Source organism: Aeromonas sp. A04, assembly GCF_047780465.1.
GTDB classification, from domain to species: Bacteria; Pseudomonadota; Gammaproteobacteria; order Enterobacterales; family Aeromonadaceae; genus Aeromonas; species Aeromonas bestiarum.
Genome location: NZ_JBLNHP010000002.1, coordinates 578,670 through 604,798 on the forward strand (window position 1 = coordinate 578,670; position 26,129 = coordinate 604,798).

Genomic DNA, 26,129 nt, shown 5'->3' on the forward strand with positions numbered 1-26,129 from the left:
ATGTCATTTAACAATGCCTTGAGCGGTGTCAACGCGGCACAAAAAGATCTGAACGTCACCGCCAACAACATTGCCAACGTCAACTCGATCGGCTTCAAGGAGTCGCGAGCCGAATTTGCCGATGTGTATGCGAACTCGATCTTCGTCAATGCCAAGACGCAAGTCGGTAATGGTGTGGCCACGGGGGCTGTTGCGCAGCAGTTCCATCAGGGGGCGCTGCAGTTCACCAACAACTCGCTGGACCTTGCCATTCAGGGCAACGGTTTCTTCGTGACCTCTGACGGCCTGACCAATCTTGATCGCACCTATACCCGGGCTGGGGCCTTCAAACTCAACGAAAACAGTTACATGGTCAACAATCAGGGCCATTACCTGCAGGGGTATGAGGTCAACGTGGATGGCACGCCGAAGGCGGTGAGCATCAACGCCACCAAGCCTATCCAGATCCCCGACAAGGCCGGTGTGCCGACCAAGACCAGCACAATTGAAGCAAGCTTCAACTTTCCGTCAGATGCCAAGCCGCTGGCCGCCGGGAATGCGGCTGCTGATGCCTCCATCTTCGATCCGAAAAATGACAAGAGTTATTCTGCGTCGACCTCGGTCACCATCTATGACTCGTTGGGCTCACCCCATGTCATTACTCAATATTTCGTCAAGGAGGCGGACCCGGCGAACGTGACCCAGCCTGCGAGCCCGACCGCCTGGCGCATGTACATGTATGAAGGTAACAAACCAATTGATGTGGCCGGTGGTGTCGCTACTACGATGTCAGGGAGTGTTACAGCAGTCCCCCCGCTGGCTGCCCGCGTCACCTTCGATGCCGATGGCAAGATGATCACGCCGACTACACCGGCCACCATCAAGACCGTAGCACTGGGGACACCGGGAGCCGGTCTCATCACCAATGGCGCCGACGGTACCCAGCAGGTGGAGCTCAAGCTCACCAATGTGACCCAGTTCTCCTCCCCGTTTGAGGTGTACAAGCTGACCCAGGATGGTTCCACAGTTGGCCGTCTGACCAAGGTTGAGATAACTCCAGATGGCATCGTCTCCGCCACCTACAGCAACGCCACAACCCTGAAAGTGGCCATGGTCGCCATGGCCAAGTTCGCCAACTCGCAAGGGTTGACCCAAGTGGGGGATACCTCCTGGCGCCAGTCCTTGCTCTCCGGTGATGCCCTGCCGGGTACTCCCAACTCGGGTACTTTCGGTACCATCAAGTCCTCCTCGCTGGAGCAATCCAACGTGGACCTGACCTCCCAGCTGGTGAACCTGATCACGGCGCAGCGCAACTTCCAGGCCAACTCCCGTTCGCTGGAAGTGAACAGCTCGCTGCAGCAGACCATACTGCAGATCCGTTAAGTCATAACATGATGACAAGGGCGCCTCGGCGCCCTTTTTCTCGGCATTTCCCGCCTATTTTATCTCCCCCCTTGTATTCCTGAGCCGGTATTGGCACTCAAATTGCAGTTCTCTCTCCAGAGTCATCAGTTTGACGGAGGATCCCATGGATCACCTGCTTTACATCGCCATGTCCGGGGCCAAGGAGAACATGAACAGCCTGGCTGTGCGTGGCAACAACCTGGCCAACGCCAACACCATAGGCTTCAAGTCTGACTTCGAGCAGGCGCGCAGCATGCAGGCGTTCGGCGAAGGGCTGCCATCCCGGGTGTTCGCCATGACGGAGCGGCCGGGTCAGAACCTGCAGCATGGCATGCTGATGACCACGGGTCGGGATCTTGACGTGGCCGTTGACGGTCAGGGCTGGATCGCGGTGCAGGATCCCAAGGGGGGCGAAGCCTATACCCGCATGGGCAACCTGCAGCTGAGCGCGACCGGCAACCTGCAGACCTCTACCGGCCTCAATGTCGTGGACGACGGCGGCCAACCCATAGTGCTGCCGTTGCCGATGGAAAAGATCGAGATCAATCGGGATGGCACCATCAGTGGTCGTCCCGAAGGCGCCGCGGCCAACCTGCCCGAGGATTTTCAGCGTATCAAACTGGTAAAGCCTGCCGCCGATGCGGTGGAGAAGGGGCAGGACGGTTTGTTTCGTCGCAAGGATGGCCAGACCGAGGCCGCCTCGGCCAATGTCGGCCTCATCGCCGGCTCGCTCGAGGGCAGCAACGTCAACGTGGTCGATGAGATGACCAACCTTATCCGGTTGCAACGTCAGTTCGAAACCCAGGTCAAAATAATGAAGACCGCGGAAGAGAACGACGAAGCCCAAACCCAGCTGCTGCGTATCAGCTAATCAAGGAGTTTTAAATGAACCCTGCACTCTGGATCAGCAAGACCGGCTTGGATGCACAGCAGACCAACATCGCGGTCACCTCGAACAACCTGGCGAACGCCAGCACCGTGGGTTTCAAAAAATCACGGGCCATCTTCGAGGATCTGCTTTACCAAAATATCAACCAGCCCGGTGGCCGCTCGTCGGCGGATACCGAGCTCCCGTCCGGCTTGATGCTGGGTGCCGGTGCCAAGGTCGTTGCCACCCAGAAGAACCACAGCCAGGGCAACGTGCAGACCACGGACAACTCGCTGGATCTGATGATCAGCGGCCGCGGCTACTTCGAAATCCAGTTGCCCGATGGCAGCGCAGCCTATACCCGCAACGGTCAGTTCACCCTCAATGATGAAGGGACTATAGTCACCCCAGGCAACGGCTATCCGCTGCAACCGGAAATCCAGATCCCCGAAAACGCCCAGAGTGTGACGGTGGGAGAGGATGGTCAGGTATCCGTACAGCTCAAGGGGGACGGGGCATCCCAGGTGGTGGGCCAGATCAACACCTCTGACTTCGTCAATGCCTCCGGCCTGCAACCCATGGGTGAAAACATGTTTGTCGAAACCCAGTCCAGTGGTGCCCCCATTCAGGGGACTGCCGGTGCGGACGGGCTCGGCGTCATCAAGCAGGGCATGCTGGAAACGTCCAACGTCAACGTGACCGAAGAGCTGGTGAACCTGATCCAGGCCCAGCGGGTCTACGAGATGAACTCCAAAGTTCTCTCGGCGGTGGACGGCATGATGTCCTTCCTGATCCAGCGTACCTAAGCGGGTGATGGACACCATGATCTCATTTTTGATCTCGCGCACATCGGTAGGAGGCGCATGATGAAAACCATATGGATGCTGGGGCTGTTGGTGCTGGGGGGCTGCAGCAGCACCCCCAACACGGCCAAGCCAGATGACCCCGAATTCTCCCCTGTGTACGGGGAATCTGAGCCTGTCTCCGTCAGACCGACCGGGGCCATTTTTCAACCGGATCAGGTCAACGGCATCTATTCGGACATCAAGGCGCACAAGGTGGGCGACATCATCACCATAGAGCTGGCTGAGTCGACTTCTGCCTCCAAGAAAGCCAATACCCAGAGCGGCAAGGACAACAAGCTGAGCCTGGATCAGGTCTCCCTGGGCGGTGTGCCGGTCACGGCAGGTCCTTATGATCTGTCGGCGTCGCTGGGCCAGAACAGCGCCTTCAAGGGGCAGGCCAAGGCGGATCAGAGCAACAGCCTGCAGGGCAATATCTCGGTCAGCGTGGCCAAGGTGCTGCCCAACGGCAACCTGATAGTGCGTGGCGAGAAGTGGATCATGCTCAACAATGGCAACGAATATATCCGGATCACCGGCATGATCCGCCCCGAAGATGTGACGTCCGAGAACAGCGTGTCGTCACAGCGGGTCGCCAATGCCCGCATCCATTACGGCGGTACCGGCGATCTGGCCAACAGTCAGGAGCAGGGGTGGCTTACCAGCTTTTTCAATGGCCCCTGGTGGCCGCTCTAGGAGATGTTATGAAGTCACTCCGTCTTGTGACCCTGCTCTGCTGCCTGATGCCCTTGGGAGTGGCCCACGCCTCCCGTATCAAGGACATCAGCTCGGTGGAAGGGGTACGTAACAACCAGTTGATCGGCTATGGTCTGGTCGTCGGCTTGCCTGGTACCGGCGAGAAAAACAACGCCTTCACCGAGCAGACCTTTCGCACCATGCTCAACAACTTCGGCATCAAGGTGCCGGACAACATCAAGCCCAAGATCAAGGACGTGGCGCCTGTGGCCATCCATGCCGATCTTCCCCCCTTCTCCAAGCCGGGCCAGACCATAGACGTGACGGTATCGGCCATCGGCGAGTCCAAGAGCCTGCGCGGCGGCACTCTGCTGCAAAGCTTCCTGAAGGGGTTGGACGGGCGTGTCTATGCGGTGGCGCAGGGCAGCCTGGTGGTAGGCGGTCTGGGCGCCGAAGGGGCCGATGGTTCCAAAGTGGTGGTCAATACGCCGACCGTGGGCCGCATCGCCAACGGCGCGACCGTGGAGCGGGAGGTGCCGAACTCCTTCAGCCAGGGCGATACCATCACCTTCAACCTCAATCGACCCGATTTCACTACGGCCCGCCGGCTGGCGGACGTGGTCAACGATCTGGTGGGCCCCAACACGGCGCAGGCACTCGATGCGACCTCGGTCAAGGTCTATGCGCCACGGGATCCGGGGCAGCGGGTCTCCTACCTCGCTACCATCGAGAACCTGGAGGTGGACCCAGCCAGTGAGGCCGCCAAGATCATAGTCAACTCCCGTACCGGCACCATAGTCATCGGCAGCCAGGTGCGGCTCAAACCGGCGGCCATCAGCCACGGCGGGCTGACGGTGACCATAGCCGAGAATCAGCAGGTGTCCCAGCCCAACCCGCTCTCGGGCGGCCAGACGGCGGTCACCAACAACTCCACCATCAACGTGCAGCAGGAGCAGGGACGCATGTTCAAGCTCGATACCGGCGCGACCCTGGATGATCTGGTGCGGGCGGTGAATCAGGTCGGGGTGGCACCCGGCGATCTGATGGCGATCCTGGAGGCGTTGCAACAGGCGGGCGCCATCGAAGGTCAGCTGGTCATATTGTAACAAGCGGCAAGGGGTTGCCACGGGCGGCAATGAGGTAAGCAAAATGGCAGAGTTCGACACCAACAGCGGCGTGAATATGGGCATGGTGCAGGATATCCAGAATCTGGATCGCCTGCGCCAGCTGAGCCAGAGCAAAGAGGGCAAGGCCGATGCGCTCATGGCCGCCTCTCGCCAGTTCGAGTCCATCTTCACCCAGACCCTGTTTCAGGGCATGCGTCAGGCCAACCAGGCACTGACCCAGGACAACCCCATGAACAGCAGCTACACCCAGTTCTACGAGGGCATGCTGGATGAACAGCGGGTCGCTGACATGACCAGCAAGGGAGGCATGGGGCTGGCCGAGATGGTGGCCAAGCAGCTCTCACCCGAGACCTTCACTCGTCATGATGGACGTGTGCTCAAGATGCCGCAACGCACCGAACGGGTCTATAAACCCTACCAGGCGCCTACCTCTGCCCCTAACGATCTCATCTCTGCATCAAAAGTTGGCAAAGATTTTGCTGACAAAGAGATGAGTGCCGATGCCCAGCCACTGGCCGTGCCGCATCGCCCCCGTCGCACGGTTCCCCCCATGGGGTCCGCGCAGGGGGGGCAGGCTGCACAGGGAACCAAGGCGCTGGACAAGACGGCGCAAGTGTTTGAAACCCCGGAAGAGTTCGTCAATCGGTTGATGCCGCTTGCCAAGAAGGCGGCGGACAAGCTGGGGTTGAGCCCGGCGGTGCTGGTGGCCCAGGCGGCGCTGGAAAGCGGCTGGGGCAAGCGGGTGATCAAGGACGGGGAAGGGCAGGTGACTCACAACCTGTTCGGCATCAAGGCCGATCCGCGTTGGGAAGGTCCCAAGGCGGTGGTCAGCACCCTGGAATATGAGCAAGGGGTGGCCTCGCGTCAGAAGGCATCGTTTCGCTCTTACGAGTCGTTCGAGGAGAGCTTCAACGACTATGTCGATTTCCTGACCTCGGGCTCCCGTTACAAGGGCGCCCTGGCCAAGGTGGACAACCCGGATCGTTACTTCGAAGCCCTGCAACAGGCCGGATACGCCACGGATCCCCAGTACGCCAGGAAACTGAAACAAGTATTGCGCAGTGATGCCATTGCCCAGTACACCGAAATGGAGCTGTAAGTCATGGCAAGCGATCTGCTTGGAATTGGTACCTCGGGTGTGATGGCCCAGCAGCGACTGCTGCAGACCACCAGTAACAACATAGTGAACGTTAATAGCCAGGGCTATGTGCGTGAACGTACCCTGATCTATACCAATTCCGTCGGTCTGGGCACGGGCGACATGCTGACCGAGCGGGTCATCAATGCCTATGCCCAGGGCGAAGTGCGGCGCGACACCTCCGCCTATTTTGCCTCGGCCACCCACTACGAGCAGCTCTCCAATACCGATACCCTGCTGGGGGATACCAGCAACAGCGTCGGTGCCGCCATTACCTCCTATTTCAAGGCGTTTCACACCGCCAACGAAGCGCCGGCCGACATTGCCGGCCGCAAGACCACCCTGAGCGAGCTCAGCGGCATGGTCAACCGCTTTCATACCCTGTCGGCCCAGCTGGACAAGCAGACCGACACCATCAACACCACCATAGGTGACGAGACCAAGCGGGTGAACGGCCTCATCAACAGCATCAATGATCTGAATCAGGCCATCATCCGAACCCAGGGCTCGCCGGAAGAGAACCTGATGCTGTTCGATCAGCGGGATGAAGCCATCCGCCAGCTCTCCGAGAAGATGGAGATCCGCACTGTGCCCCAGGCCAATGGCAGCATGCTGGTCAACATGAGCACGGGTCACTCCCTGGTACTCAATGGCGGGGTGGCCCAGTTCAGCGTCGTGCCGGGTAATCCTGATTCCCGCGAGTCCGAGCTGCAGCTGATTGCAGGGACCAACAAGACCAGTATTAACGAAAGCACCATGGGTGGCGGTGTGGGGGGCTTGTTCTCCGCCCGCCGCGATCTGGAGCCGGCCAAGCGCGAACTGGGGCAGTTGGCCGCGGCCATGGCCGATGCCATGAACCAGCAGAACCGGCTGGGCATGGATCTGGATAACGAGCTGGGGGGGGATCTCTTTTCCCTCGGCGTCAGCGATGGCCTGCCTTATGACCAGAACACAGGTACGGGTGCCGCCAAGGTCAATTTCGTGCCCGGCAAGGGCAGTGAAGTGACCACCTTCGATTACGAGGTACAGTTCAGCAGCGCCACGGGTTACGAGGTGTTTTCGCTGGACAAGGATGGCAATCGTACCTCGCTGGCGACGGGCACCACGCCCCCGGCCAAGTTCCAGCTCCCGGGCCATGGTATCGAGATTGACCTGTCCGGCACGCCGGCGGCAGGGGATCGCATCCTGCTGCAGCCGACCAAGCGGGCGGCCGCCGGCTTGGGTCAGCTTGCCACCCGCCCCGAGGATCTGGCGCTGGCATCGCCCCTCAAGGCGGACAAGAGCAAGAACAACTTCGGCTCTGCCGAGATCAAGCTCAACGGCATCTTCAACACCAGCACGGGCTCGGGGTTTGGTACCAATACCCTGGATCCGACGGCTCCCCAGGTGGTGAAGGTCGACAACAGCGGCAACTACGAAGTCTATGCGGCGGATGGCACCACTCTGATAGGAGTGGCACCGGCCTCGAGCAAGGGCCAGAACCTGATGTCGGCCATCGTGAATCCCTTCCCGGCCGGGGCGAATGTCTACGCCAATCCCCAGCAGACACCCGGCTACGAGTTCAGTATCACCGGGACTGTGGAGCCCAAAGACAGCTTCACCCTGAGCTACAATCAGGATGGTTTCGCCGATAACGCCAATGGCTTGGCACTGGCCGAGCTGCAGAACAAGGATCTGGTGCGCAAGAGCACCAATACGGGCACCAGCAATGACAAGATGACCTTCAACGAGGCCTATTCCGGCCTGGTGACAGGGGTGGGCAACAACACCAGCCAGGCCAAGACGCTGCTCAAGGCCAACGAGGCCAAGCTGACCCAGAGCACCAGTATTTTCGAGAGCGTCTCCGGGGTGAGTCTCGAGGAAGAGGCGGCCAACCTGATCCGCTACCAGCAGTCTTATGCGGCATCGGCCCAGGTGGTCAGCACGGCCAAGACCATCTTCGACACCCTGTTGTCATCAGTGAGGTAAGTTCATGCGTATCACCACCAACATGGTCTATAACCGGAATATCTCTTCCCTGAACAACGCCAATGAAAGACTGAGCACGGCTTATGAACAGCTGCAGAGTGGCGATAAATTCAAGACGTCGGGAGAAGACCCCTCCGGCATGAGCCAGAAGATGGCGCTGACCAAGGAGATAGACCTGTTCAAGCAGTATGGCGTCAATGGCAGCCTGCTTGAGAACAGCCTGGGCCATGAAGAGACAGTGCTGACCGCGCTCAATACCGCCATGACCAGTGCCCAGACCCTGATCCAGAAGGCGAACGACTCGGCGGTGGGGTTCGATGATCGCAAGGCGATCGCCAGCGAGCTGGAAGGCTTGCAAAAGCAGATGTTCGATCTGATGAACAGCAAGAACTCCCAGGGCGAATTCATTTTTGGTGGCAACCAGAGCAAGACCCAGCCCTTCGTCAAGGATGCCAGCGGCAATTACCTCTTCCAGGGGGATACGGGCCAGCGCAATATCCAGGTCTCTCCGACGGTGCAAATCGCGGCCAATGACTCCGGCTTCAATCTGTTTGAAATCGTGCCGACCCGCAGGACCAGCAGTGCGGGCAGCGCCAATATTCAGGTCGGAGTGGCCGATCAGGGCAACTTCGACAGCTTTTATCGCAATAACTATGACCCTGCCCTGGCCAGCAACCAATATACGGTGACCACGGCGGCGGGCGCACCGGATACCTATGAGGTACGGGATGGCGGCGGCACCCTGCTGCAAAGCGGTGACTATGTGGCAGGCAACAAGATCCCCTTCAATGGTCTGGAGCTGACCCTGGATCTGCCCGCAGGGGGCGCCGCGCAAAACTTTGTGCTGGATCCACCCCAGAACAACAACATTCTGGATGGCATGTCCGATTTCATTACGGCGCTGCGGGATCCCAACATCACCCCGGACACCTTTCAGGTGAAGGTGGCGGATGCCACCTCCCACATGAAAAATGCCCGGCTGAATGTCGATCAGGGGCTGGGTGAGATTGGCGGCAGAATGAACAGCCTGGAGCAGGTACTGGGCTCGAACGAGGGGCTGAGTACCCTCAATCAGCAGGCCAGGGCCAAGGTTTCCGAGGCGGACTTGTATGAAGTCATCGCCGCCTTGTCCAAAGAGGATGCGGCCTTGAGCGCCTCCCAGCTCTCCTTCAGCAAAATAAGCAAACTGACCCTGTTTGACTATATTCGCTGATATTTTCCACCCCTGTTCAGCGCATTTCGGGACGCAATGAACAGGGGGGCCATCCGTATCTGGTTTGCCCCGCCCTGATATATCCTCGTTTAAATCCTCTTTTTCTCCAATTGTAACAAGCTGTTGCAGTGGGCCATTTAGCCCTCCCTGTCGGGTTGACTCACACAGCGCATTCGATAATCATTCAGCCCGCACAACAGAGGGTTGTGCTGATTTTTTGTTGCAGCATCTCGTTAGGCGAGGCTCCTGTATAAACAAAGGCCACTGATCTCACGACGTCCAGAGACGCCCAAGATCAGGACAGTTTTCATCGGATTAAGGTGTAAACCCAAGTGGCTTCCGGCATGCCGGATACGTTATACAGTGCTAAAGCTGGTACGTGGGGATGATGACACGCCGGACGGCGTCATTTCCTGCCTATTACTCGTCAATCAAATTGCTGTTTTCTTTCAGACAGCGACCGGATATCCGATCGCGCTCAGGCCTAGCCTGAAATCACATGAGGTCATTTGTGATGAAGAAAACACAGACTCTACTCAATCGTCATCAACTGCTCGATCTGGCCGCCCTGCAGGGCTGGCTGGAGAATAATCTGGATCCGGTTCAGCGTGCCGATCAACTGCTGACCCTGCGTCCGGAAGAGCTCAACTGCATCTTCGATACCCTGCCCATTGCCGAAGGTGCGGCGCTGCTCAGCTCGTTGTCGGCCGATTGTGCCGGACGTCTGCTGATGCGGCTGCACGCCAGCATAGTCGGCCTGTTGCAAGGGGCCATGCCCCGTCGCGACATGCTGGCCATACTGCGCCGGCTCGGTAGCAGCGATCGCACCATGCTGCTCTCCCGCTTCCCGGAGCCGGTGCAGTCCACCTTCTACTCCCTGCTCGACTGGCCGACCGAATCGGTCGGTGCCAACATGCGCCATGAATTTTTGGCCATCGGCGATCAGGAGACGGTGGGCAGTGCCAAGCAGCTGATCCACGATGCCTGGGACAACGCCCAGTTGTTCCAGCACCTCTATGTGGTCAACACCGAGAATCGCCTGCTCGGCAGCATCGCGCTCAAATCCTTGCTGATAGCGGATCCTCTGCTGCCGGTCAGCGAGCTGATGGACAGGGATGCGGTGCGCATCAATGCCCGGGCGGATCAGGAGCTGGCGGCACGCCTGCTGATCGACCGCGACATCTCGACCTTGCCGGTGGAGGAGCAGGGCAAGCTGGTGGGTATCTTCCATGTGGATGATGCCGCCGACATCCTGGAACTCGAATCCACCGAGGATGCCGAGATGCAGGGTGGTTCCTCGCCGCTCGATACTCCCTATCTGCAGGCGACCCCCTGGCAATTGTGGCGCAAGCGGATCGGCTGGCTGTTGATCCTGTTCGTGGCCGAAGCCTATACGGGTACTGTGCTGCGGGCGTTCGAGGAGCAGCTGGAAGCCGCCATCGCGCTGGCCTTCTTCATCCCGTTGCTCATAGGTACCGGCGGTAACAGTGGTACCCAGATCACCACCACCATAGTGCGCGCCATGGCGGTTGGCGAAGTGAGCATGCGCAACCTGGGGACTGTCTTGAAGAAGGAGCTCTCCACCGGTCTGCTCATCTCGGCGGCGATTGCAGTGGCAGCCTGGATCCGGGCCTGGAGCCTGGGCGTCGGTCCCGAGATCGGCATGGTTGTGACCTTTACCATCATCGCCATCGTGCTGTGGAGCGCCACTGTGGCATCCATTATTCCCATGGTGCTGCGTCGCTTCCGGATTGACCCGGCCGTGGTGTCTGCCCCCTTCATCGCCACCCTGGTGGACGGTACCGGCCTCATCATCTACTTCGAGATGGCCAAGTTGTTGCTGCCCGAGTTGCAGTAACCCGCACCTGACGCGGATGAGTCAAACAGCAAAAAGGCAGCCTGGGCTGCCTTTTTGCTTGTCTGCCTGCCGAACAGGCGGGATCAGCTGAGCTGAAACAGCAGTGGCCAGCCCTGCTCCTGACAATAACGGTGCTCTTTCTCCAGGTTCTGGATCAGCAGGCGGTTCTCGTCGCACCAATCGATCGGCAGGGTGACCACCAGCTGATCTTCGGCGGCCTGTACCTTCCATTCCGGCAACAGGTTGTCCTGGCGCCTGTGGTGCGCCGCCACGGCGAGGCGCAGGATGCGAATGCAACGCAGCACAGTCTGCTCGTCGTGGTTGGGCAGGGGAGGGAGCTCGGAGAGCTTGAGTCCCTTGCGCTGAAACCGCACCAGAGCCGCCAGCAGGGCCTGATCGTCCTGGTTGAAGCCGGGCAGATCCGTGTTCTGCAAGATGTAAGCGGAGTGGCGATGGATGCCGCTGTAGTTGATGGCCAGACCAATCTCGTGCAGTCGCGCCGCCCAGCCGAGGATGGCGCGGTAGGGCTCCTCCGGCATCTCCCAGGGACCGCTCAGCGCATCGAACAGGGTCAACACGCTCTGCTCGACCCGGTTGGCCTGACGCTTGTCGATGCGATAGTGGGTGGACAGCGCCAGTGCGGTACGCTCGCGAATGTCGTGGTGCTGCAAGCGCTCCTCGAATTCGTACAGCAGCCCTTCGCGCAGGGCGCCGTCCGAATACTCCATCCGATCGATCGGCAGGGAGGTAAAGAGCCCGAGCAGTATGGCCACTGCGGCGGCAAACACCTCCTGGCGTTCCTCGGTCAGGCCGGCAAGCTTCAACTGATCGACCCGCTTGTGGTCGAGCATCTCCCGCTTGAGCCGCTCCAGCCCCGCCAGCGTGATGGCGCCATCGGTCCAGCCTTCCCCTTGCAGCACGTCGCGCACGGTGCGGATCGAGCCGGAGCTGCCGAGGCAACTCTGCCAACCCAGCTTGCGATACTGGTTGATGATGGGGGCGAGCTGATGCTGGGCCTCCAGTACGGCATTGTTGAAGGCCTTCTCGCTCAGCTTGCCGTTGGCAAAGAAGCTCTGGGTGAAACTGACACAGCCCATCTTGCGGCTGGTGAGTGCCTTGTGATCGAACCCCTCACCTATGATGAGCTCTGTGCTGCCACCGCCTATGTCCACCACCAGTACCTGGCCTTCGATATGCTGGGTATGGGCAACCCCCTGATAGATGAGGCGCGCCTCTTCCTGACCACTGATGATCTCGATGGGATGGTTCAGCACCTTGGTCGCCTCGCTCACGAATTCGCGGGCGTTGCTGGCGCGGCGCAGGGTATAGGTGCCGGCAATGCGGATCTGATCCGGCTTGATGTTGGTCAGTCGTTCGGCAAACAGGGCGAGGCACTCGAGCCCCCGGCCCATGGCTTCCACCGACATGCGGCGCTGTGCATCCATTCCTTCCGCCAGCCGGACCCGCTCCTTGATGCGATCGACGATCTGCAGACGTCCCTCGTTGAGGCGGGCGATCACCATGTGAAAACTGTTCGAGCCAAGATCCACGGCGGCGTACAGGCTATTGTCCATTGTTTGACTCTATGCGTTTGAGGTAGTCGTAAATCGCGACCTGAGAACGGATCTTGCGGCGGTTGCCCCGTTTCACATACGCGTTTTGCTGGTCTGCATCTATGACCCTTGCCTTGCAGGTGTCGCTGAGCTGCAGCTGCAAGATATCCAGGATGCGCTGCTTGAGGCGCTCGTCGTAGATGGGGGTCCCCACCTCGATCCGGCCATCTATGTTGCGGCTCATCCAGTCGGCACTGGAGATATAGAGCTGGGGGTTGCCCTTGTTGTGGAACACCATGACCCGCGGGTGCTCGAGGAAGCGGTCTATGATGCTGATCACCTGGATGTTGTCGCTCAGACCCGGCACTCCGGGGCGCAGGGCACACATGCCGCGGATGATCATCTGGATCGGCACCCCGGCCTGGCCGGCGGCATAGAGCCGGTTGATGAGGTCCCTGTCCACCAGGTTGTTGATCTTGAGGGTGATGCCGCTGGGCTGGCCCGCCTTGGCGTTGGAGAGCTCGTTGTCGATGAGTCGATAGAGCTGACGGCGGCTGTTGATGGGGGAGACCAGCAGGTGGTTGAACTTGTAACGTTTATAGGGGTACTCGATGTATTCGAATACCCCCTCCACCTCGGCTGTGATGTCCGGGTGTCGGGTCAGCAGGGAGAAGTCGGTGTAGATCTTCGCCGTCTTCTCGTTGAAGTTGCCGGTGCCGATATGGGCGTAGCGCACCGCCTCGCCATGTTCGTGGCGAGTGATGAGGCAGAGCTTGGAGTGGATCTTGAGGCTCGGCACCCCGAACACCACCTTGACCCCGGCGTCGGTGAGAATGTTGGCCCAGTCGATGTTGGCCGCCTCGTCGAAACGGGCGCGCAACTCCACCACTACAGTCACCTTCTTGCCGTTGTTGGCGGCATCGATGAGGGAGTGGATGATGCGCGACTTCTTGGCGACCCGGTAGATGTTGATGCGAATGGCGCTGACCGCCGGATCGAACGCCGCCTGGCGCACCAGCTCGGTGAAGTGGTGGAACTTGTGGTACGGGTAGTAGAGCAGTATGTCCTGCTTGGCGATGGCATCGAAGGCGTTGACGAAGCCGTCAAAGTCGCGGCAATCGAGGGCCGGCAGCTTGGGGTTTTCCAGATAATCCCGGCCCACGTTGGGAAAGCCGATGAAATCCTTGAAGTTGTGATAGCGCCCACCCGGCATGATGGCGTCGTAGGAGCTGATCTGCAGCTTGAGCTTCAGGAAGCTTATCATGGCGGCGGGCATCTCCCGCTCGTAGACGAAGCGCACCGGCATGGCGGTGAGGCGCTGCTTCAAGCCGTCACTCATCTTGTCCACCAGGCTGAGATCCAGCTGGTCGGAGAGATCATATTCGGCATCCCGGGTCAGCTTGACCGCGTAGGCGGCTATCTCGTCATAGTCGAAGAAGCCCTTGAAGATCTCGTCGAGACAGAAGCGGATGACGTTGTCCAGAATGATGATCTGCTTCTTGCGGCGAGTGCCCTCCGGCGGCAGCTGGAAGAAGCGGGGCAGATCGTCGGTCGGCACTTCCACCAGGGCGTACTGGATCACCTGGCCATTTTTCTTCATCTCTATGGCCAGATAGGTGTACTCGTCCTTGAGGAACTTGACCGGGTTGACCTCCTTGTTGAGCAGGATAGGGATGATGTGGCGCAGCACCTTCTCCCTGAAAAAGACCCGCAGCCACTGCTGGATCGACTCGGAGATCTGGCTCTCGTTGACCAGGAAGATGTTGTGGCGGGCGAGCGCTATCAACAGCTCCTTGTAGGTGTTGTCGAACGCTTCGCCGAGCGCCATTACCTTCTGCTGGATGGCGCGCAGCAGCACCTTGGCCTCGTCGTCGCCGCCGTGCACCTCGTTGATCAGGATGCGGCGCTTGACGTCCGACACCCGCACCTTGAAGAACTCATCCTGGTTGGAGGAGAAGATCCCCAGGAAACGGACCCGCTCTATGAGGGGCACCGTCTTGTCCATTGCCTCTTGCAACACCCGTTCATTGAATGAGAGCCAGCTCAGCTCTTTCTCTTCATACTGCTTGTCGGTGCTCATGTGATGCCTCTGTGGTCGGGTCGCGTCTGCGCGGCAGTAATGGCGTGAAAATATGACAGTGTGATGACCAGCCGCTCAGTCGGCGAACGCCTGGTCTATGTCGACCACCAGATCGTCGGAGAGAGACTCCAGCGCAGTGATCAGATCGTCGAGTTCGAGCTGGGGCGGCAGGGCCACCAGGGCATGGGCGTAGAAGAGCGGGGCGCCGGAGTGGGGGGCCGGCTCGCAACCCGTGGTGAGGTCGGACACGTTGATGTTGAGCTGGCGCAATATGCTGGCCACTTCGTGGACTATGCCGGCTCTGTCGTTGCCGGTGACGCTGAGCATCACCTGACGCTCCGGCTCCTGGCCGGGCTGGCCTTCGGCAAAACTGACGGTGAGGCCGGGCAGCATCACCAGCGCCTCGCACAGGCTGCGGTAGTGCTCGTCGGGTACTGTCACGTGCAGGATGCCGGCAAATTGCCCCGCCAGCTCGCTCATGGAGCTGCCCAGCCAGTTGCCCTGCTGCTGAGTGATGACATCCGCCAGACTCTCGACTATGCCGGGTTTGTCTGTGCCTATCACTGTCACGACCAATTGCTTTTGCATCCTGCTCTCCTTGGAATTGGGTTTCTGTAGCATTGTGCCTGCTGTGACAGGCCATATGAAGCCCCGCCCGGCGTAAATAGGGTGAAAAAGCGCAGAAGGGAGGGGAAGGGCCATGTTTCAGCGCTGCCTGCCACTGGGCCCCTGTGGTAGAGTGATGCCCCTCTTTTGTTTTGTGAACTGGATAGTGCGCTCATGAATACCCTTGTCGTATCGGGATTGGTGTTGTTGGTGCTGCTCCTGCTGGCGGTCTTCTGGACCCGAGGCAAGAAAGGCAAGCCGTTGCCCTATGATGTGCAGGAGACCCTGTTCAGTCCGGCCGAGCGCTCCTTCCTCGGCGTGCTGGATCTCGCGGTCGGTGACAAGGCCCGGGTGTTTGCCAAGGTGCGGGTGGCCGATGTGCTCACCCCTGAGGCGGGTATGGGCAAGAGCAAGTGGCAGCAGGCGTTCAACAAGATCAGCGCCAAGCACCTGGATTACCTGCTCTGCCACCCGGCCGATCTCTCCTTCATCTGCGCCATCGAACTCGATGACAGCTCCCACCGCCAGCAGAAGCGCAGAGCCAGGGACAGCTTCCTCAAGGCTGCCTTCGACAGCGCCGGTTTGCCGCTGCTGCAGATCCCGGCAAGCAGCCACTATCAGGTGGAAGAGTTGCGGGATCTGATCCTGCCGCTGTTGATCAAGACGACCGCGCCGCTGGCCGACGATCTGATGCCGGGCGAGCGTCGCGAGCCGACCTTCAGTCCCCTGTTGCTGGATGGCGTCGACACGGAAGAGACCCGTCATGGCGGCCGCTCGCCTTCCAGTTCCTCGACCATGTCGACCGTCACGACCCCGGTCAGGAGTGCCCTGGTCTCTGCCACAGACAGCGAACTGGTGGACAACCTGTTTGCCGAGGTGGACGACGAAGAGGACGATCACCCGCACCAGGCGCCTCATTGCCCTCGCTGCGATGCCCCGCTGGTCGAGCGGGAGGCCAAAAAAGGGCCTCATGCCGGCCGCCTGTTCATGGCCTGCAGCCGCTTCCCCGAGTGCCGCTACGCCGCGCCTCACACGAACGCCCGTCACTGACCCCCTGTCGCCGTTCCCGGCCTCGTCATGGTGCCGGGAACGGGTGGCTGCTCGTCCCGTCTCTTGCGCTTGTTTGCGCCTCTCATCAAAAAAAGAGGCGACAAAATTTATCTTATTCCGCAGTTGCGTCGATAAACTTAGGTTAAATGCGACAATTTTTGACAATGCGTCGGAATTTTGGCACTTTGTGCCTCCTGCATAAAGTGCGTGGCTAGACCACATAAGCACAATAAAACAATAAGTTACGTCGATTATAAGAGGGATGTATATGATGGCGATGGGAGTATTGATTGTTGATGCCGATGCGCAGCGGCGCCAACAGTTGGGCACTGTGCTCTCGTTCATGGGGATCCCGTGGCAGGAGATAGTCGAGAACGAGCTGGATGTGGCCATCGAGTCGTCCGGCCCGCTGCAAGGGGTGCTGGCGGGAACCTTGACCGGCCGCTCGCTGGATGAGCTGCTGACCAGCTTTCCCCGGGTACCCTTCCTGTCTCTGGTAGAGGCGGATTTCCCCAACAGCAACTTCATCGGCGTCGCCGAAGCTCCCTTCACCTACGAATCCCTCACTCGCCATCTGCACTTTTGTCAGGCGTTTGTCTCCCTGCATCCCCGTCAACAGACTCACGACAAGGGCCAGGCGCTGCTGCGTCTGCTGGTGGGCAAGGGGCGGGGTATCCAGGAGGTGCGCCGTCTCATCAGCCAGGTGGCGGAGACAGAGGCCAACGTGCTGATCCTGGGGGAATCCGGGACCGGCAAGGAGGTGGTGGCCCGCGCCATTCACGAGCTCTCTCCCCGCAGCGGGGGTCCCTTCGTGCCCATCAACTGCGGTGCCATCCCGGCCGAATTGCTGGAAAGCGAGCTGTTTGGCCACGAGAAGGGCGCCTTCACCGGCGCCATCGCCGCCCGCCGGGGCCGCTTCGAGTTGGCCCAGGGTGGCACCCTGTTCCTCGACGAGATCGGTGACATGCCCTTGCCGATGCAGGTCAAGTTGTTGCGGGTATTGCAGGAGCGGCTGTTCGATCGGGTGGGGGGTGGCAAGCCGATCCAGGCGGACGTGCGCATCATCGCGGCCACCCACAGAGATCTGGAGGCCATGATCCGCACCCAGGGCTTTCGTGAAGATCTCTACTACCGCCTCAACGTCTTCCCGATTGAGACGCCGCCGCTGCGGGATCGCATCGACGACATTCCCCTGCTGCTGCAGGAGCTGCTCAACCGCCATGCCGAGCAGCATCAGGGCATCATTCGCCTGACCCAGCGGGCCCTGGAGTCCCTGATGCAGTACCCCTGGCCCGGCAACGTGCGCGAGCTCTCCAACCTGCTGGAGCGACTGCTCATCCTCTACCCGCAGCAGATAGTCGACGTGGCCGACCTGCCGAGCCGCTATCGTCTGCTGCCGTGTGAGCCGAGGGATGAACGGCTGACCGAGATGGACGAGCGCGACGCGCTGGCCGCCGTGTTCCAGGATCCTCCCGAGCTGGAGCACAGTGCCAGCCACTCCCGTGCCATGCAGCTGCCGGAGGAGGGGGTCAATCTCAAGGAGATGCTGGCCGACCTCGAGGTGGAGCTGATCCGCCAGGCCCTGGAGTCCCAGGACGGGGTGGTGGCCCGCGCCGCCGACTTGCTCGGCATGCGTCGTACCACCCTGGTGGAGAAGATGAAAAAATACGGGATGAGCAAGGAAGTATAAGGGTCAAAGCCTTGACGCCTTTGTTCAAGGCTTTGATTTTTAGTGATAATTTTAGTGGCATGGAAATTGAATAACCTGACCCAATAGCCAGTTTGAGGTCAGCTTTATGACAGCCCAGCAGCAAGACAATCCACTCCAGTCTCACGAGGTGAGCCAGCTCTACGCCATCTTCCAGGCGCTGCCGACCGGTGTATTGCTGCTCGATGGCGAGGGGCGCATCACCCGTGCCAACCCCGCCGCTCTGGCGCTGCTGGGGGAGCCGCTGGAAGGCCAGGCCTGGCGCCAGATCATCGCTCGCTGTTTCCAGCCCCGTGAGGATGACGGTCACGAGATCTCCCTGCGCGACGGCCGTCGGGTGCAGCTCTCGACCCAGCCGCTGCCGGATCAACCCGGTCAGCTGGTGTTCATCACGGATCTCACCGAAACCCGCAAACTGCAGGACAGAGTCAACCACATGAAGCGGCTGTCTGCCCTGGGCAACATGGCCGCCTCGCTGGCACACCAGATCCGCACACCGCTCTCCGCCGCCATGCTCTATGCGGCCAACCTGGCCAACCGCACCCTCAAGCCCGAGTCGCGCAGCCAGTTCCAGCAAAAGTTGATGGATCGGCTCAAGGATCTGGAGAAACAGATCAACGACATACTGCTGTTCGCCCGCAACGGTGACAATCAGGTGGTGACGCCCATCTCGGTCCAGGGATTGCTGGCGGAGGTGCAGGCCGGTGCCGAGGCATTTTGCAACCAGCAGGGCTGTGAGCTGCACATGGAGGCGCCCGAGCCGGATCTCTGCCTGCTCGCCAACAGCAATGCGCTGGCGGGGGCCATCAACAACCTGATTGCCAACGCCCAGCAGGCGGGGGCTACCTCACTGCTGGTGAGTGCGGTGCGCAGCGGCGCCCGGGTGGAGATGCGCATCCTCGACAATGGCAAGGGGATGCCCGCTCACCTGCTCAACCAGATTTTCGAACCCTTCTTCACCACCCGCTCCCAGGGCACAGGCCTGGGTCTGGCTGTGGTGCAATCCGTGGTACGTGCCCATCAGGGGGAGGTCAGCGTGGCCTCAGTGCCCGCTGAAGGCACCTGCTTTACCCTGTCGTTCCCCCTGCATCAGCAAGCGGTGCAGCTTGGAGGTGTCGCATGACTCAGGCCCGTATTCTGGTCGTGGAAGATGACAATGGCCTGCGCGAGGCGCTGGTGGATACCCTGTTGCTCGGCGGCTACGAGTGCCGAGAAGCGGACAGCGGCGAGCGCGCCCTGCTGACGTTGTCGCGCCAGAGCTTTGACATGGTGATCTCGGATATCCAGATGGGGGGCATGGATGGCCTGACCCTGCTGGCCAACATTCGCCAGCAATATCCCCAGGTGCCTGTGCTCTTGATGACCGCCTACGCCAACATAGACGGGGCCGTGCGCGCCATGCGCGAAGGGGCCATCGACTACCTCGCCAAGCCGTTTTCGCCCGAAGTGCTGCTTAACCAGGTCAGCCGTTATGTACCGGCCCAGAAGGTGGAGAAGCGCGCCGTGGTCTACGGGGATCCCAAGACCGCCGAGCTGTTCCAGCTGGCGACCCGGGTGGCCCGAAGCGAGGCTACCGTCATGGTGACAGGCCCGAGCGGGACGGGGAAAGAGGTGCTGGCCCGCTACATTCACGACAACTCCAGCCGTGCCGAGCAGACCTTCGTCGCCATCAACTGCGCCGCCATCCCGGAAAACATGCTGGAGGCGACCCTGTTTGGCTACGAGAAGGGGGCCTTCACCGGCGCCGTGCAGGGGTGCCCAGGCAAGTTCGAACAGGCCCAGGGCGGCACCTTGCTGCTCGACGAGATCACCGAGATGGATCTGGGGTTGCAGGCCAAGCTGCTGCGGGTCTTGCAGGAGAAAGAGGTGGAGCGGCTCGGCAGCCGCAAGCTGATCCCGCTGGATGTGCGGGTCATCGCCACCAGCAACCGGGATCTCAAGAAGGCGGTGCAGGATGGCCTGTTCCGCGAGGATCTCTACTACCGTCTCAACGTCTTCCCGCTGCGCTGGACCTCGCTCTGGGAGCGGCCCGGCGACATACTGCCGCTGGCGGAGCACCTGCTGGCGCTGCATGCCAGCCAGCAGGGGTTGCCGACGCCGCAGCTGGCAGACGCAGCGCGCGAACGCCTGCTGGCCCATCCCTGGCCCGGCAACGTACGGGAGCTGGACAACGTGGTGCAGCGTGCCCTGATCCTGAGCCCGGATGGGCTCATCGGCTGCGAGCACCTCATCCTGGAAGAGGTGGACGAGGAGGAGATCCGCTTCACCGGCAGCGAGCGCAGCAGTGGCAGCGAGCATCTGGGCAGCGAGCTCAAGCAGCAGGAGCACCAGATCATCCTCGATACCCTGCAAGACTGCAACGGCAGCCGCAAGGCGGTAGCCGACCGGCTCGGCATCAGCCCGCGCACCCTGCGCTACAAGCTGGCCCAGATGCGGGAGGCGGGGATAGATCTGCCCGCCTGAGTGCGGGGCGGGCATCGCCTGGGGCCTGGCGACCCGGTGCCTTTATCCGCGCGGCTGGCGTGTCCTGCCAGGGAACTGTCATGGTCTTGGCGGTCTGGCTCGATTATCATGGGGTCCTCGGCGCTTTGTGCCTGGACCCTGTTTTTATTGGTAGAGCAGGGGAACCTGGCCTCAACAAGGGACCCTTATGATCTCTCATCGGAAACTCGAAACCCTACTGAACCATCTGCTCGAACCCCACGCCATCAAAGACTATTGCCCCAATGGCCTGCAGGTGGAGGGGCGCGAGCGCATTCGCAAGGTGGTGACCGGGGTCACCGCCAGCCAGGCCCTGATCGACGCGGCCGTGGCCGCCGATGCGGATGCCATCCTGGTGCACCACGGCTACTTCTGGAGCGGCGAACCGGCCCAGATCACCGGCATGAAACAACGCCGTCTCAAGACCCTGCTGACCCACGACATCAACCTGTTTGCCTACCATCTGCCGCTGGATGTGCATCCCGAGGTGGGTAACAATGCCCAGCTCGCCAAGCTGCTGGACATCAAGGTGCGCCGCGGCCTGGAGCCCTGGAACAGCAAGAGCGTCGCCATGGTGGGCAAGCTGGAAGAACCCATGAGCGGCCGCGACTTTGCGAAGCTCATCGCAGAGCGGCTCGGTCGTGAGCCGCTGCATTGCGGTGACAGCGGCCCCGAGCTTATCCGCTCCGTGGCCTGGTGCACCGGCGGTGGCCAGAGTTATATCAATCTGGCAGCGGAGCAGGGGATCGATGCCTTCATCTCGGGCGAAGCCTCCGAGCAGACCATCCACACAGCCCGCGAGATGGGCATGCACTTCTACGCCGCCGGCCACCACGCCACCGAACGCTATGGCGTCAAGGCGCTGGGAGAGTGGCTGGCGACCGTGCACGGGCTGGAGGTGACCTTTATCGACATCGATAATCCGGTTTAAGTCCTGCGCCGGCCGATGGCCGCTGTACTGCAAAAGACAAAAAAGGGAGGCCGCAGGCCTCCCTTTTCACATCTCGGTGTTTCCGCTACTCGCTGGCATAACCCGCCGGGCCAAGTGCGGCACCGTCCAGCAGGACGGCATCACCTTGCATTCTCAGCCTTCCCTCGCAGAACCACTGCACCACCAGCGGGTAGATGCTGTGCTCCTGCACTTGCACCCGGGCAGCCACCTCGTCCGCGTCGTCCCCTTCGAAGATGGGGACGCGGGCCTGCAGGATCACCGGGCCGCCATCCAGCTCTTCGGTGACGAAGTGGACGCTGGCACCGTGCTCACTGTCACCGGCGTCGATGGCGCGCTGGTGAGTGTGCAAACCCTGGTATTTCGGCAGCAACGAGGGGTGGATGTTGATCATCCTCCCCGCGAAGTGGCGCACCAAGGGGGCGCTCAGGATCCGCATAAAGCCGGCCAATACCACCAGGTCCGGCTTATAGTCCGCCATCAACGCCTGCAGGGCGAGGTCGTAGTCATCCCGGCTGGCAAATTGCTGCTGGGCCAGAATGGAGGTCGCCACTCCGGCCTCTTTGGCGCGAATCAGACCATAGGCATCGGCCTTGTTGCTGATGACGCCAACCACTTCGCCGGCAATCTTGCCGCTGGCGCAACTGTCGAGAATGGCCTGCAGGTTGCTGCCGCTGCCGGAGATCAGCACCAGGATGCGTGTCATCGGGCTCATCGGATGATGACCTGCTCCTCGCCATCGGCAGCCTTGGCGATATGGCCGATGTGCCAGGCGTTCTCGCCTTCCGCCTTGAGCAGGGTCAGGGCCTTCTCCAGCTGGGAGGCAGGCAGGGCGATGATCATGCCGACGCCGCAGTTGAAGGTACGGTACATCTCGTGGCGGGTGACGTTGCCGGCCTGCTGCAACCAGCTGAACACCGCCGGCCACTGCCAGCTCTGCTCGTCGATCACCGCCTGGGTGTTGGCGGGCAGCACGCGTGGGATGTTCTCCCAGAAGCCGCCGCCCGTGATGTGGGACAGGGCGTGGATCTCGCACTCCTTGATGAGCTTGAGCACGGGTTTCACATAGATGCGGGTCGGCTCCAGCAGGGCGTTGGCCAAAGTGGTGTCACCGAGTGGCTGATGCACGTCTGCCTTGGAGACTTCCAGGATCTTGCGCACCAGGGAGAAACCGTTGGAGTGGGGGCCGCTGGCAGCCAGGGCGATCAGGGCATCGCCGTCACCGACCTTGCTGCCGTCGATGATCTCGCTCTTCTCCACCACGCCGACGCAGAAACCGGCGATGTCGTAGTCTTCCCCTTCATACATGCCCGGCATCTCGGCGGTTTCGCCGCCCACCAGGGCACAGCCGGACTGCTCGCAGCCCGCACCTATGCCGGTGACCACGGCCGCGGCCGTGTCTACATCCAGCTTGCCGGTGGCGTAGTAGTCGAGGAAGAACAGCGGCTCGGCGCCTTGCACTATCAGGTCATTGACGCACATGGCCACCAGGTCGATGCCGACGGTATCGTGCTTTTTCAGATCGATGGCGAGACGCAGCTTGGTGCCCACACCGTCGGTGCCGGAGACCAGTACCGGCTCCTTGTAGCCCGCAGGGATTTGACACAGGGCCCCAAAGCCGCCAAGACCACCAAGGACTTCAGGACGACGAGTGCGCTTTGACACGCCCTTGATACGTTCAACCAGTGCATTGCCGGCATCGATATCTACGCCGGCATCCTTGTAGCTCAGTGAGGTTTTGTCAGTCACGCGTATTCCCCGTCATATAAAGAAGTGGAGGGTAAAATTCGGGGCGTATTCTAACAGTGGCCGGGTAAAAGCAGAAAGGAAATCGTTTGCGCGTTTTTGCGTGGAAAAGCTCTACAAGCGGCGGCTTTTGTTGTATGATTCCGCGATTTTTTTGCGGCAGTTAGAGGAGATAATAATGAAAGTCGTTGAAGTCAAACACCCCCTGGTCAAACACAAGATCGGGCTGATGCGTGAAGGTGATATCAGCACCAAGCGTTTCCGTGAACTGGCCAAAGAAGTGGGCAGTTTGTTGACCTACGAAGCGACCTCTGACTTCGAAACCGAGAAGGTTACCATCGATGGCTGGAACGGGCCAGTGGAAGTTGACCAGATCAAGGGCAAGAAGGTCACAGTCGTGCCTATCCTGCGTGCCGGTCTGGGCATGATGGATGGCGTGCTGGAGCACATGCCGAGCGCCCGCGTCAGTGTGGTCGGTATCTACCGCGATGAAGAGACCCTGCAACCGGTTCCCTACTTCGAGAAAATCGTCAGCAACATCGAAGAGCGTCTGGCACTGGTCATCGACCCCATGCTGGCCACCGGCGGCTCCATGATCGCCACCATAGACCTGCTGAAAAAGAAAGGCTGCCAGTCCATCAAGGTGCTGGTGCTGGTTGCTGCGCCGGAAGGGATCAAGGCGCTGGAAGCCGCTCACCCCGATGTAGAGCTCTACTGCGCCTCCGTCGACAAAGGCCTGAACGAAAAGGGCTACATAGTCCCGGGTCTGGGCGATGCCGGCGACAAGATCTTCGGTACCAAGTAAGTTGATGCATTGACCCGCTTCCCACGTGGAAGGGGTGATCGGAGCCGGCGCCTCGCCGGCTCCGCTGTTTATCCCCCTCCAGCTTGCTGCAATACGCGCCTTGCCGCTACCATAAGCACCATCTCCCATTTCGAGACTCTTCTCATGTTCAAACGTGTTGTGACAGCCCTCTGCTGCAGCTTGTCATTCATGGTCTCGGCCGCTCAGGTGACCGATCTCTATCAGGGCAAGGCGCCCACCAGCGGCGACATGGTGGCGGCCCAGTCCCAGGCATTGGGGGATGTGCTGGTCAAGGTGACCGGCAAGCGGGATATCCTCACCCAGCCGGCCGTGGTCAAGGCGCTGGCCGCCCCTGGCGACTATGTGCAGCACTACGGCTATCAGGACGTGGGGCCGGTCAAGTTTCTCAAGGCCGACTTTGACGTCGCCAAGGTCAACGCCCTGATCTCCCAGAGCAAATTTGCCCTGCTTGGGCCGGCCCGGCCTCAGGTGGCCATCTGGCTGGTGATCAATGAGGGAGAGCGCCGCGTCCTGCCGGATCAGTCCAGCGATGGCTGGGCCTCCGCGCTGCGAACCCAGAGCCAGGCCATGGGCCTGCCGGTCAGCATTCCCTTGATGGATCTCGATGACAACATGGCGGTCAATGCCACCGATGTCTGGGGCCGCTTCGCCGATCCCATCCTCAAGGCGAGCCAGCGTTATGGCGCCGAGATGGTGGTGCTGGGCAAGCTGACCCCGGAAGGGGAGAAGTGGAGCATAGACTGGGGCCTCTATGGACCCAAGGCCGGTGGCGAGCTGGCCGAGCTGACCCGCGGCAGTGGCAGCGGCACCCAGGCCGAGGTGGCACAGGGGTTTGCCGATGGGCTGGCGGCTTGGCTGGTACAAAACTATGGCGCGCGCATCTCGGGTGTCGCCTCCAGCCAGACCCTGGTGGTGGAAGGCTTGTCCGGCATAGACGGCATGATCACGGTGCAGAAGATGCTGCAGGGCATGGCTAGCGTCACCAAGGTGGAGATAGGCAAGCTGGAGGGGGACAAGGTCACCTTCAACCTCGCATTGCAGGGGGACAAGGCCGAGCTCATCCGTGGCTTGCAACTGGAGAGCCGGCTGCGCCAGATTGATGATAATGACAGCGGTTTGCGCTACCAATGGTCGCAGCCCTGATCATTTCTGCCTTGTACCAACCGCCCGGCCAAGTCCGGGCGGTTCTCTATCTGCCTTTGCGATGATACACTCAGCCACAAATGTCACAGTCAAAGCCCAACGAGTGAAGCAACCGGCCCAACTGTCTTTAGCCGTACAATTACCGGATGATGAAACCTTCGTCAGTTTTTATCCCGGCAACAATGCTCATCTGATCACCGCCCTCAAGAATGCGGCCATCGGTCAGGGATCACCTTTCCTCTATTTCTGGGGCGCCAAGGGATCGGGACGCTCCCACCTGCTGCACGCCACCTGCGCCGAGGTCAATGCCCGCGATGCGGCGGCGGCCTATCTCTCCCTCGATCAGTTCGAACAGCTGGATCCCAGTATGCTCGATGCCCTCGAAAGCCTGCCGCTGGTCTGTCTGGACAGTCTGGAAGCCATCGCCGGCAATGCGCTGTGGGAGCGGGCCCTGTTCAATTTTTACAATCGCTGGCAGGAGAAGGGTGAGGGGACCCTGGTGGTCACGGGTTGCAGCGCACCGCGCAAGCTGGGGCTGCAGTTGCCGGATCTCGCCTCCCGCCTCGACTGGGGGGTGAGTTTCCATCTCGACGAGCTGGATGATGAAGGCAAGCTCAGTGCCCTGCAGCTGCGTGCCGAGCTGCGGGGCTTCAAATTGCCCATCGATGTGGGCCGCTTCCTGCTCAACCGACTCTCCCGCGACATGCGCACCCTGCTTACCACCCTCAATCAGCTCGATAACGCCTCATTTCGCGCCAAGCGCAAGCTCACCATCCCCTTCGTCAAAGAGATCCTCGAACTCTGAGCCGACGGTGACCGCCTGTCTGCGCTGCATCCTTGAGCTGCGAGTAAAAAGAAACCCCGGCACCTGGCCGGGGTTTTTGTTCGAGCTCG

General features: G+C 60.6%; 22 protein-coding genes and 1 riboswitch. Of the genes, 17 read left to right on the forward strand and 5 right to left on the reverse strand.

Annotated elements, in window-relative coordinates:
- From flgE to mgtE, 9 genes are all read left to right on the forward strand, one after another.
- Positions 1-1,362 carry a flagellar hook protein FlgE gene (gene flgE / locus ACM3N8_RS10380; protein WP_290017514.1) on the forward strand — a complete coding sequence of 454 codons (1,362 nt, stop codon included), beginning with the start codon at positions 1-3 and terminating at the stop codon, positions 1,360-1,362.
- Positions 1,363-1,507: 145 nt separating this feature from the next.
- A complete protein-coding gene (gene flgF / locus ACM3N8_RS10385; protein ID WP_042870552.1) occupies positions 1,508-2,254 on the forward strand; it encodes a flagellar basal-body rod protein FlgF in 747 nt (248 codons plus the stop codon).
- A 14-nt stretch (positions 2,255-2,268) separates the two neighbouring features.
- Entirely contained in the window at positions 2,269-3,057 is a 789-nt protein-coding gene (gene flgG / locus ACM3N8_RS10390; protein ID WP_043137532.1) for a flagellar basal-body rod protein FlgG, read from the forward strand.
- Positions 3,058-3,117: 60 nt separating this feature from the next.
- On the forward strand, positions 3,118-3,789 hold the full coding sequence (gene flgH / locus ACM3N8_RS10395; protein WP_103471198.1) for a flagellar basal body L-ring protein FlgH: 672 nt from the start codon (positions 3,118-3,120) through the stop codon (positions 3,787-3,789).
- 8 nt (positions 3,790-3,797) lie between these two features.
- On the forward strand, positions 3,798-4,895 hold the full coding sequence (locus ACM3N8_RS10400; protein ID WP_043137528.1) for a flagellar basal body P-ring protein FlgI: 1,098 nt from the start codon (positions 3,798-3,800) through the stop codon (positions 4,893-4,895).
- Between the two features lie 43 nt (positions 4,896-4,938).
- Entirely contained in the window at positions 4,939-6,015 is a 1,077-nt protein-coding gene (flgJ, locus tag ACM3N8_RS10405; RefSeq protein WP_290064903.1) for a flagellar assembly peptidoglycan hydrolase FlgJ, read from the forward strand.
- Between the two features lie 3 nt (positions 6,016-6,018).
- Positions 6,019-8,022 (forward strand): FlgK family flagellar hook-associated protein, encoded by a 2,004-nt coding sequence (locus tag ACM3N8_RS10410; RefSeq protein WP_043137524.1) that lies wholly within the window; start codon positions 6,019-6,021, stop codon positions 8,020-8,022.
- Between the two features lie 4 nt (positions 8,023-8,026).
- Entirely contained in the window at positions 8,027-9,235 is a 1,209-nt protein-coding gene (gene flgL, locus ACM3N8_RS10415) for a flagellar hook-associated protein FlgL (protein WP_241326271.1), read from the forward strand.
- Positions 9,236-9,457: 222 nt separating this feature from the next.
- Positions 9,458-9,627: riboswitch (M-box (ykoK) riboswitch) on the forward strand.
- A gap of 122 nt (positions 9,628-9,749) precedes the next feature.
- Positions 9,750-11,093: a magnesium transporter gene (gene mgtE / locus ACM3N8_RS10420; RefSeq protein WP_043137519.1), complete on the forward strand. Its 1,344-nt coding sequence runs from the start codon at positions 9,750-9,752 to the stop codon at positions 11,091-11,093.
- Between the two features lie 83 nt (positions 11,094-11,176).
- Here the strand turns inward: mgtE and ppx are convergent, their stop codons facing one another.
- The 3 genes from ppx to ACM3N8_RS10435 form a co-directional block, all read right to left on the reverse strand.
- Positions 11,177-12,667 (reverse strand): exopolyphosphatase, encoded by a 1,491-nt coding sequence (ppx, locus tag ACM3N8_RS10425; RefSeq protein ID WP_098983502.1) that lies wholly within the window; start codon positions 12,665-12,667, stop codon positions 11,177-11,179.
- Positions 12,657-14,726 (reverse strand): polyphosphate kinase 1, encoded by a 2,070-nt coding sequence (gene ppk1, locus ACM3N8_RS10430; protein ID WP_043137514.1) that lies wholly within the window; start codon positions 14,724-14,726, stop codon positions 12,657-12,659. Before ppk1 ends, ppx begins: the two co-directional genes overlap by 11 nt.
- Before the next feature lie 75 nt (positions 14,727-14,801).
- Positions 14,802-15,314: a glycine cleavage system protein R gene (locus ACM3N8_RS10435; protein WP_043137512.1), complete on the reverse strand. Its 513-nt coding sequence runs from the start codon at positions 15,312-15,314 to the stop codon at positions 14,802-14,804.
- A 192-nt stretch (positions 15,315-15,506) separates the two neighbouring features.
- Between ACM3N8_RS10435 and ACM3N8_RS10440 the strand changes: the two genes are divergently transcribed.
- From ACM3N8_RS10440 to ACM3N8_RS10460, 5 genes are all read left to right on the forward strand, one after another.
- A complete protein-coding gene (locus ACM3N8_RS10440; RefSeq protein WP_043556654.1) occupies positions 15,507-16,382 on the forward strand; it encodes a DUF2726 domain-containing protein in 876 nt (291 codons plus the stop codon).
- A gap of 268 nt (positions 16,383-16,650) precedes the next feature.
- Complete coding sequence (locus ACM3N8_RS10445) at positions 16,651-18,072, forward strand: sigma-54 dependent transcriptional regulator (protein ID WP_043137501.1); 1,422 nt, start codon at positions 16,651-16,653, stop codon at positions 18,070-18,072.
- Positions 18,073-18,178: 106 nt separating this feature from the next.
- A complete protein-coding gene (locus ACM3N8_RS10450; RefSeq protein WP_043137499.1) occupies positions 18,179-19,213 on the forward strand; it encodes a sensor histidine kinase in 1,035 nt (344 codons plus the stop codon).
- Positions 19,210-20,553: a sigma-54-dependent transcriptional regulator gene (locus ACM3N8_RS10455; protein ID WP_290017501.1), complete on the forward strand. Its 1,344-nt coding sequence runs from the start codon at positions 19,210-19,212 to the stop codon at positions 20,551-20,553. The genes ACM3N8_RS10450 and ACM3N8_RS10455 overlap by 4 nt, the downstream gene beginning before the upstream one ends.
- Positions 20,554-20,740: 187 nt before the next feature.
- Positions 20,741-21,502 (forward strand): Nif3-like dinuclear metal center hexameric protein, encoded by a 762-nt coding sequence (locus ACM3N8_RS10460; protein WP_353851967.1) that lies wholly within the window; start codon positions 20,741-20,743, stop codon positions 21,500-21,502.
- Between the two features lie 85 nt (positions 21,503-21,587).
- Here ACM3N8_RS10460 and purN read toward each other — a convergent pair whose 3' ends face one another.
- Positions 21,588-22,226 (reverse strand): phosphoribosylglycinamide formyltransferase, encoded by a 639-nt coding sequence (purN, locus tag ACM3N8_RS10465; RefSeq protein WP_241279914.1) that lies wholly within the window; start codon positions 22,224-22,226, stop codon positions 21,588-21,590.
- A gap of 5 nt (positions 22,227-22,231) precedes the next feature.
- Positions 22,232-23,269 carry a phosphoribosylformylglycinamidine cyclo-ligase gene (gene purM, locus ACM3N8_RS10470; RefSeq protein WP_043137490.1) on the reverse strand — a complete coding sequence of 346 codons (1,038 nt, stop codon included), beginning with the start codon at positions 23,267-23,269 and terminating at the stop codon, positions 22,232-22,234.
- A 175-nt stretch (positions 23,270-23,444) separates the two neighbouring features.
- Here purM and upp point away from each other — a divergent pair, with 175 nt between their 5' ends.
- The 3 genes from upp to hda all read left to right on the forward strand — a co-directional run bounded on the left by upp (position 23,445) and on the right by hda (position 26,040).
- Positions 23,445-24,071 (forward strand): uracil phosphoribosyltransferase, encoded by a 627-nt coding sequence (upp, locus tag ACM3N8_RS10475; RefSeq protein ID WP_043137488.1) that lies wholly within the window; start codon positions 23,445-23,447, stop codon positions 24,069-24,071.
- Positions 24,072-24,215: 144 nt separating this feature from the next.
- Positions 24,216-25,235 (forward strand): DUF2066 domain-containing protein, encoded by a 1,020-nt coding sequence (locus ACM3N8_RS10480; protein WP_290017499.1) that lies wholly within the window; start codon positions 24,216-24,218, stop codon positions 25,233-25,235.
- A gap of 103 nt (positions 25,236-25,338) precedes the next feature.
- On the forward strand, positions 25,339-26,040 hold the full coding sequence (gene hda, locus ACM3N8_RS10485) for a DnaA inactivator Hda (protein ID WP_416016063.1): 702 nt from the start codon (positions 25,339-25,341) through the stop codon (positions 26,038-26,040).
- Positions 26,041-26,129: the final 89 nt, after the last annotated feature.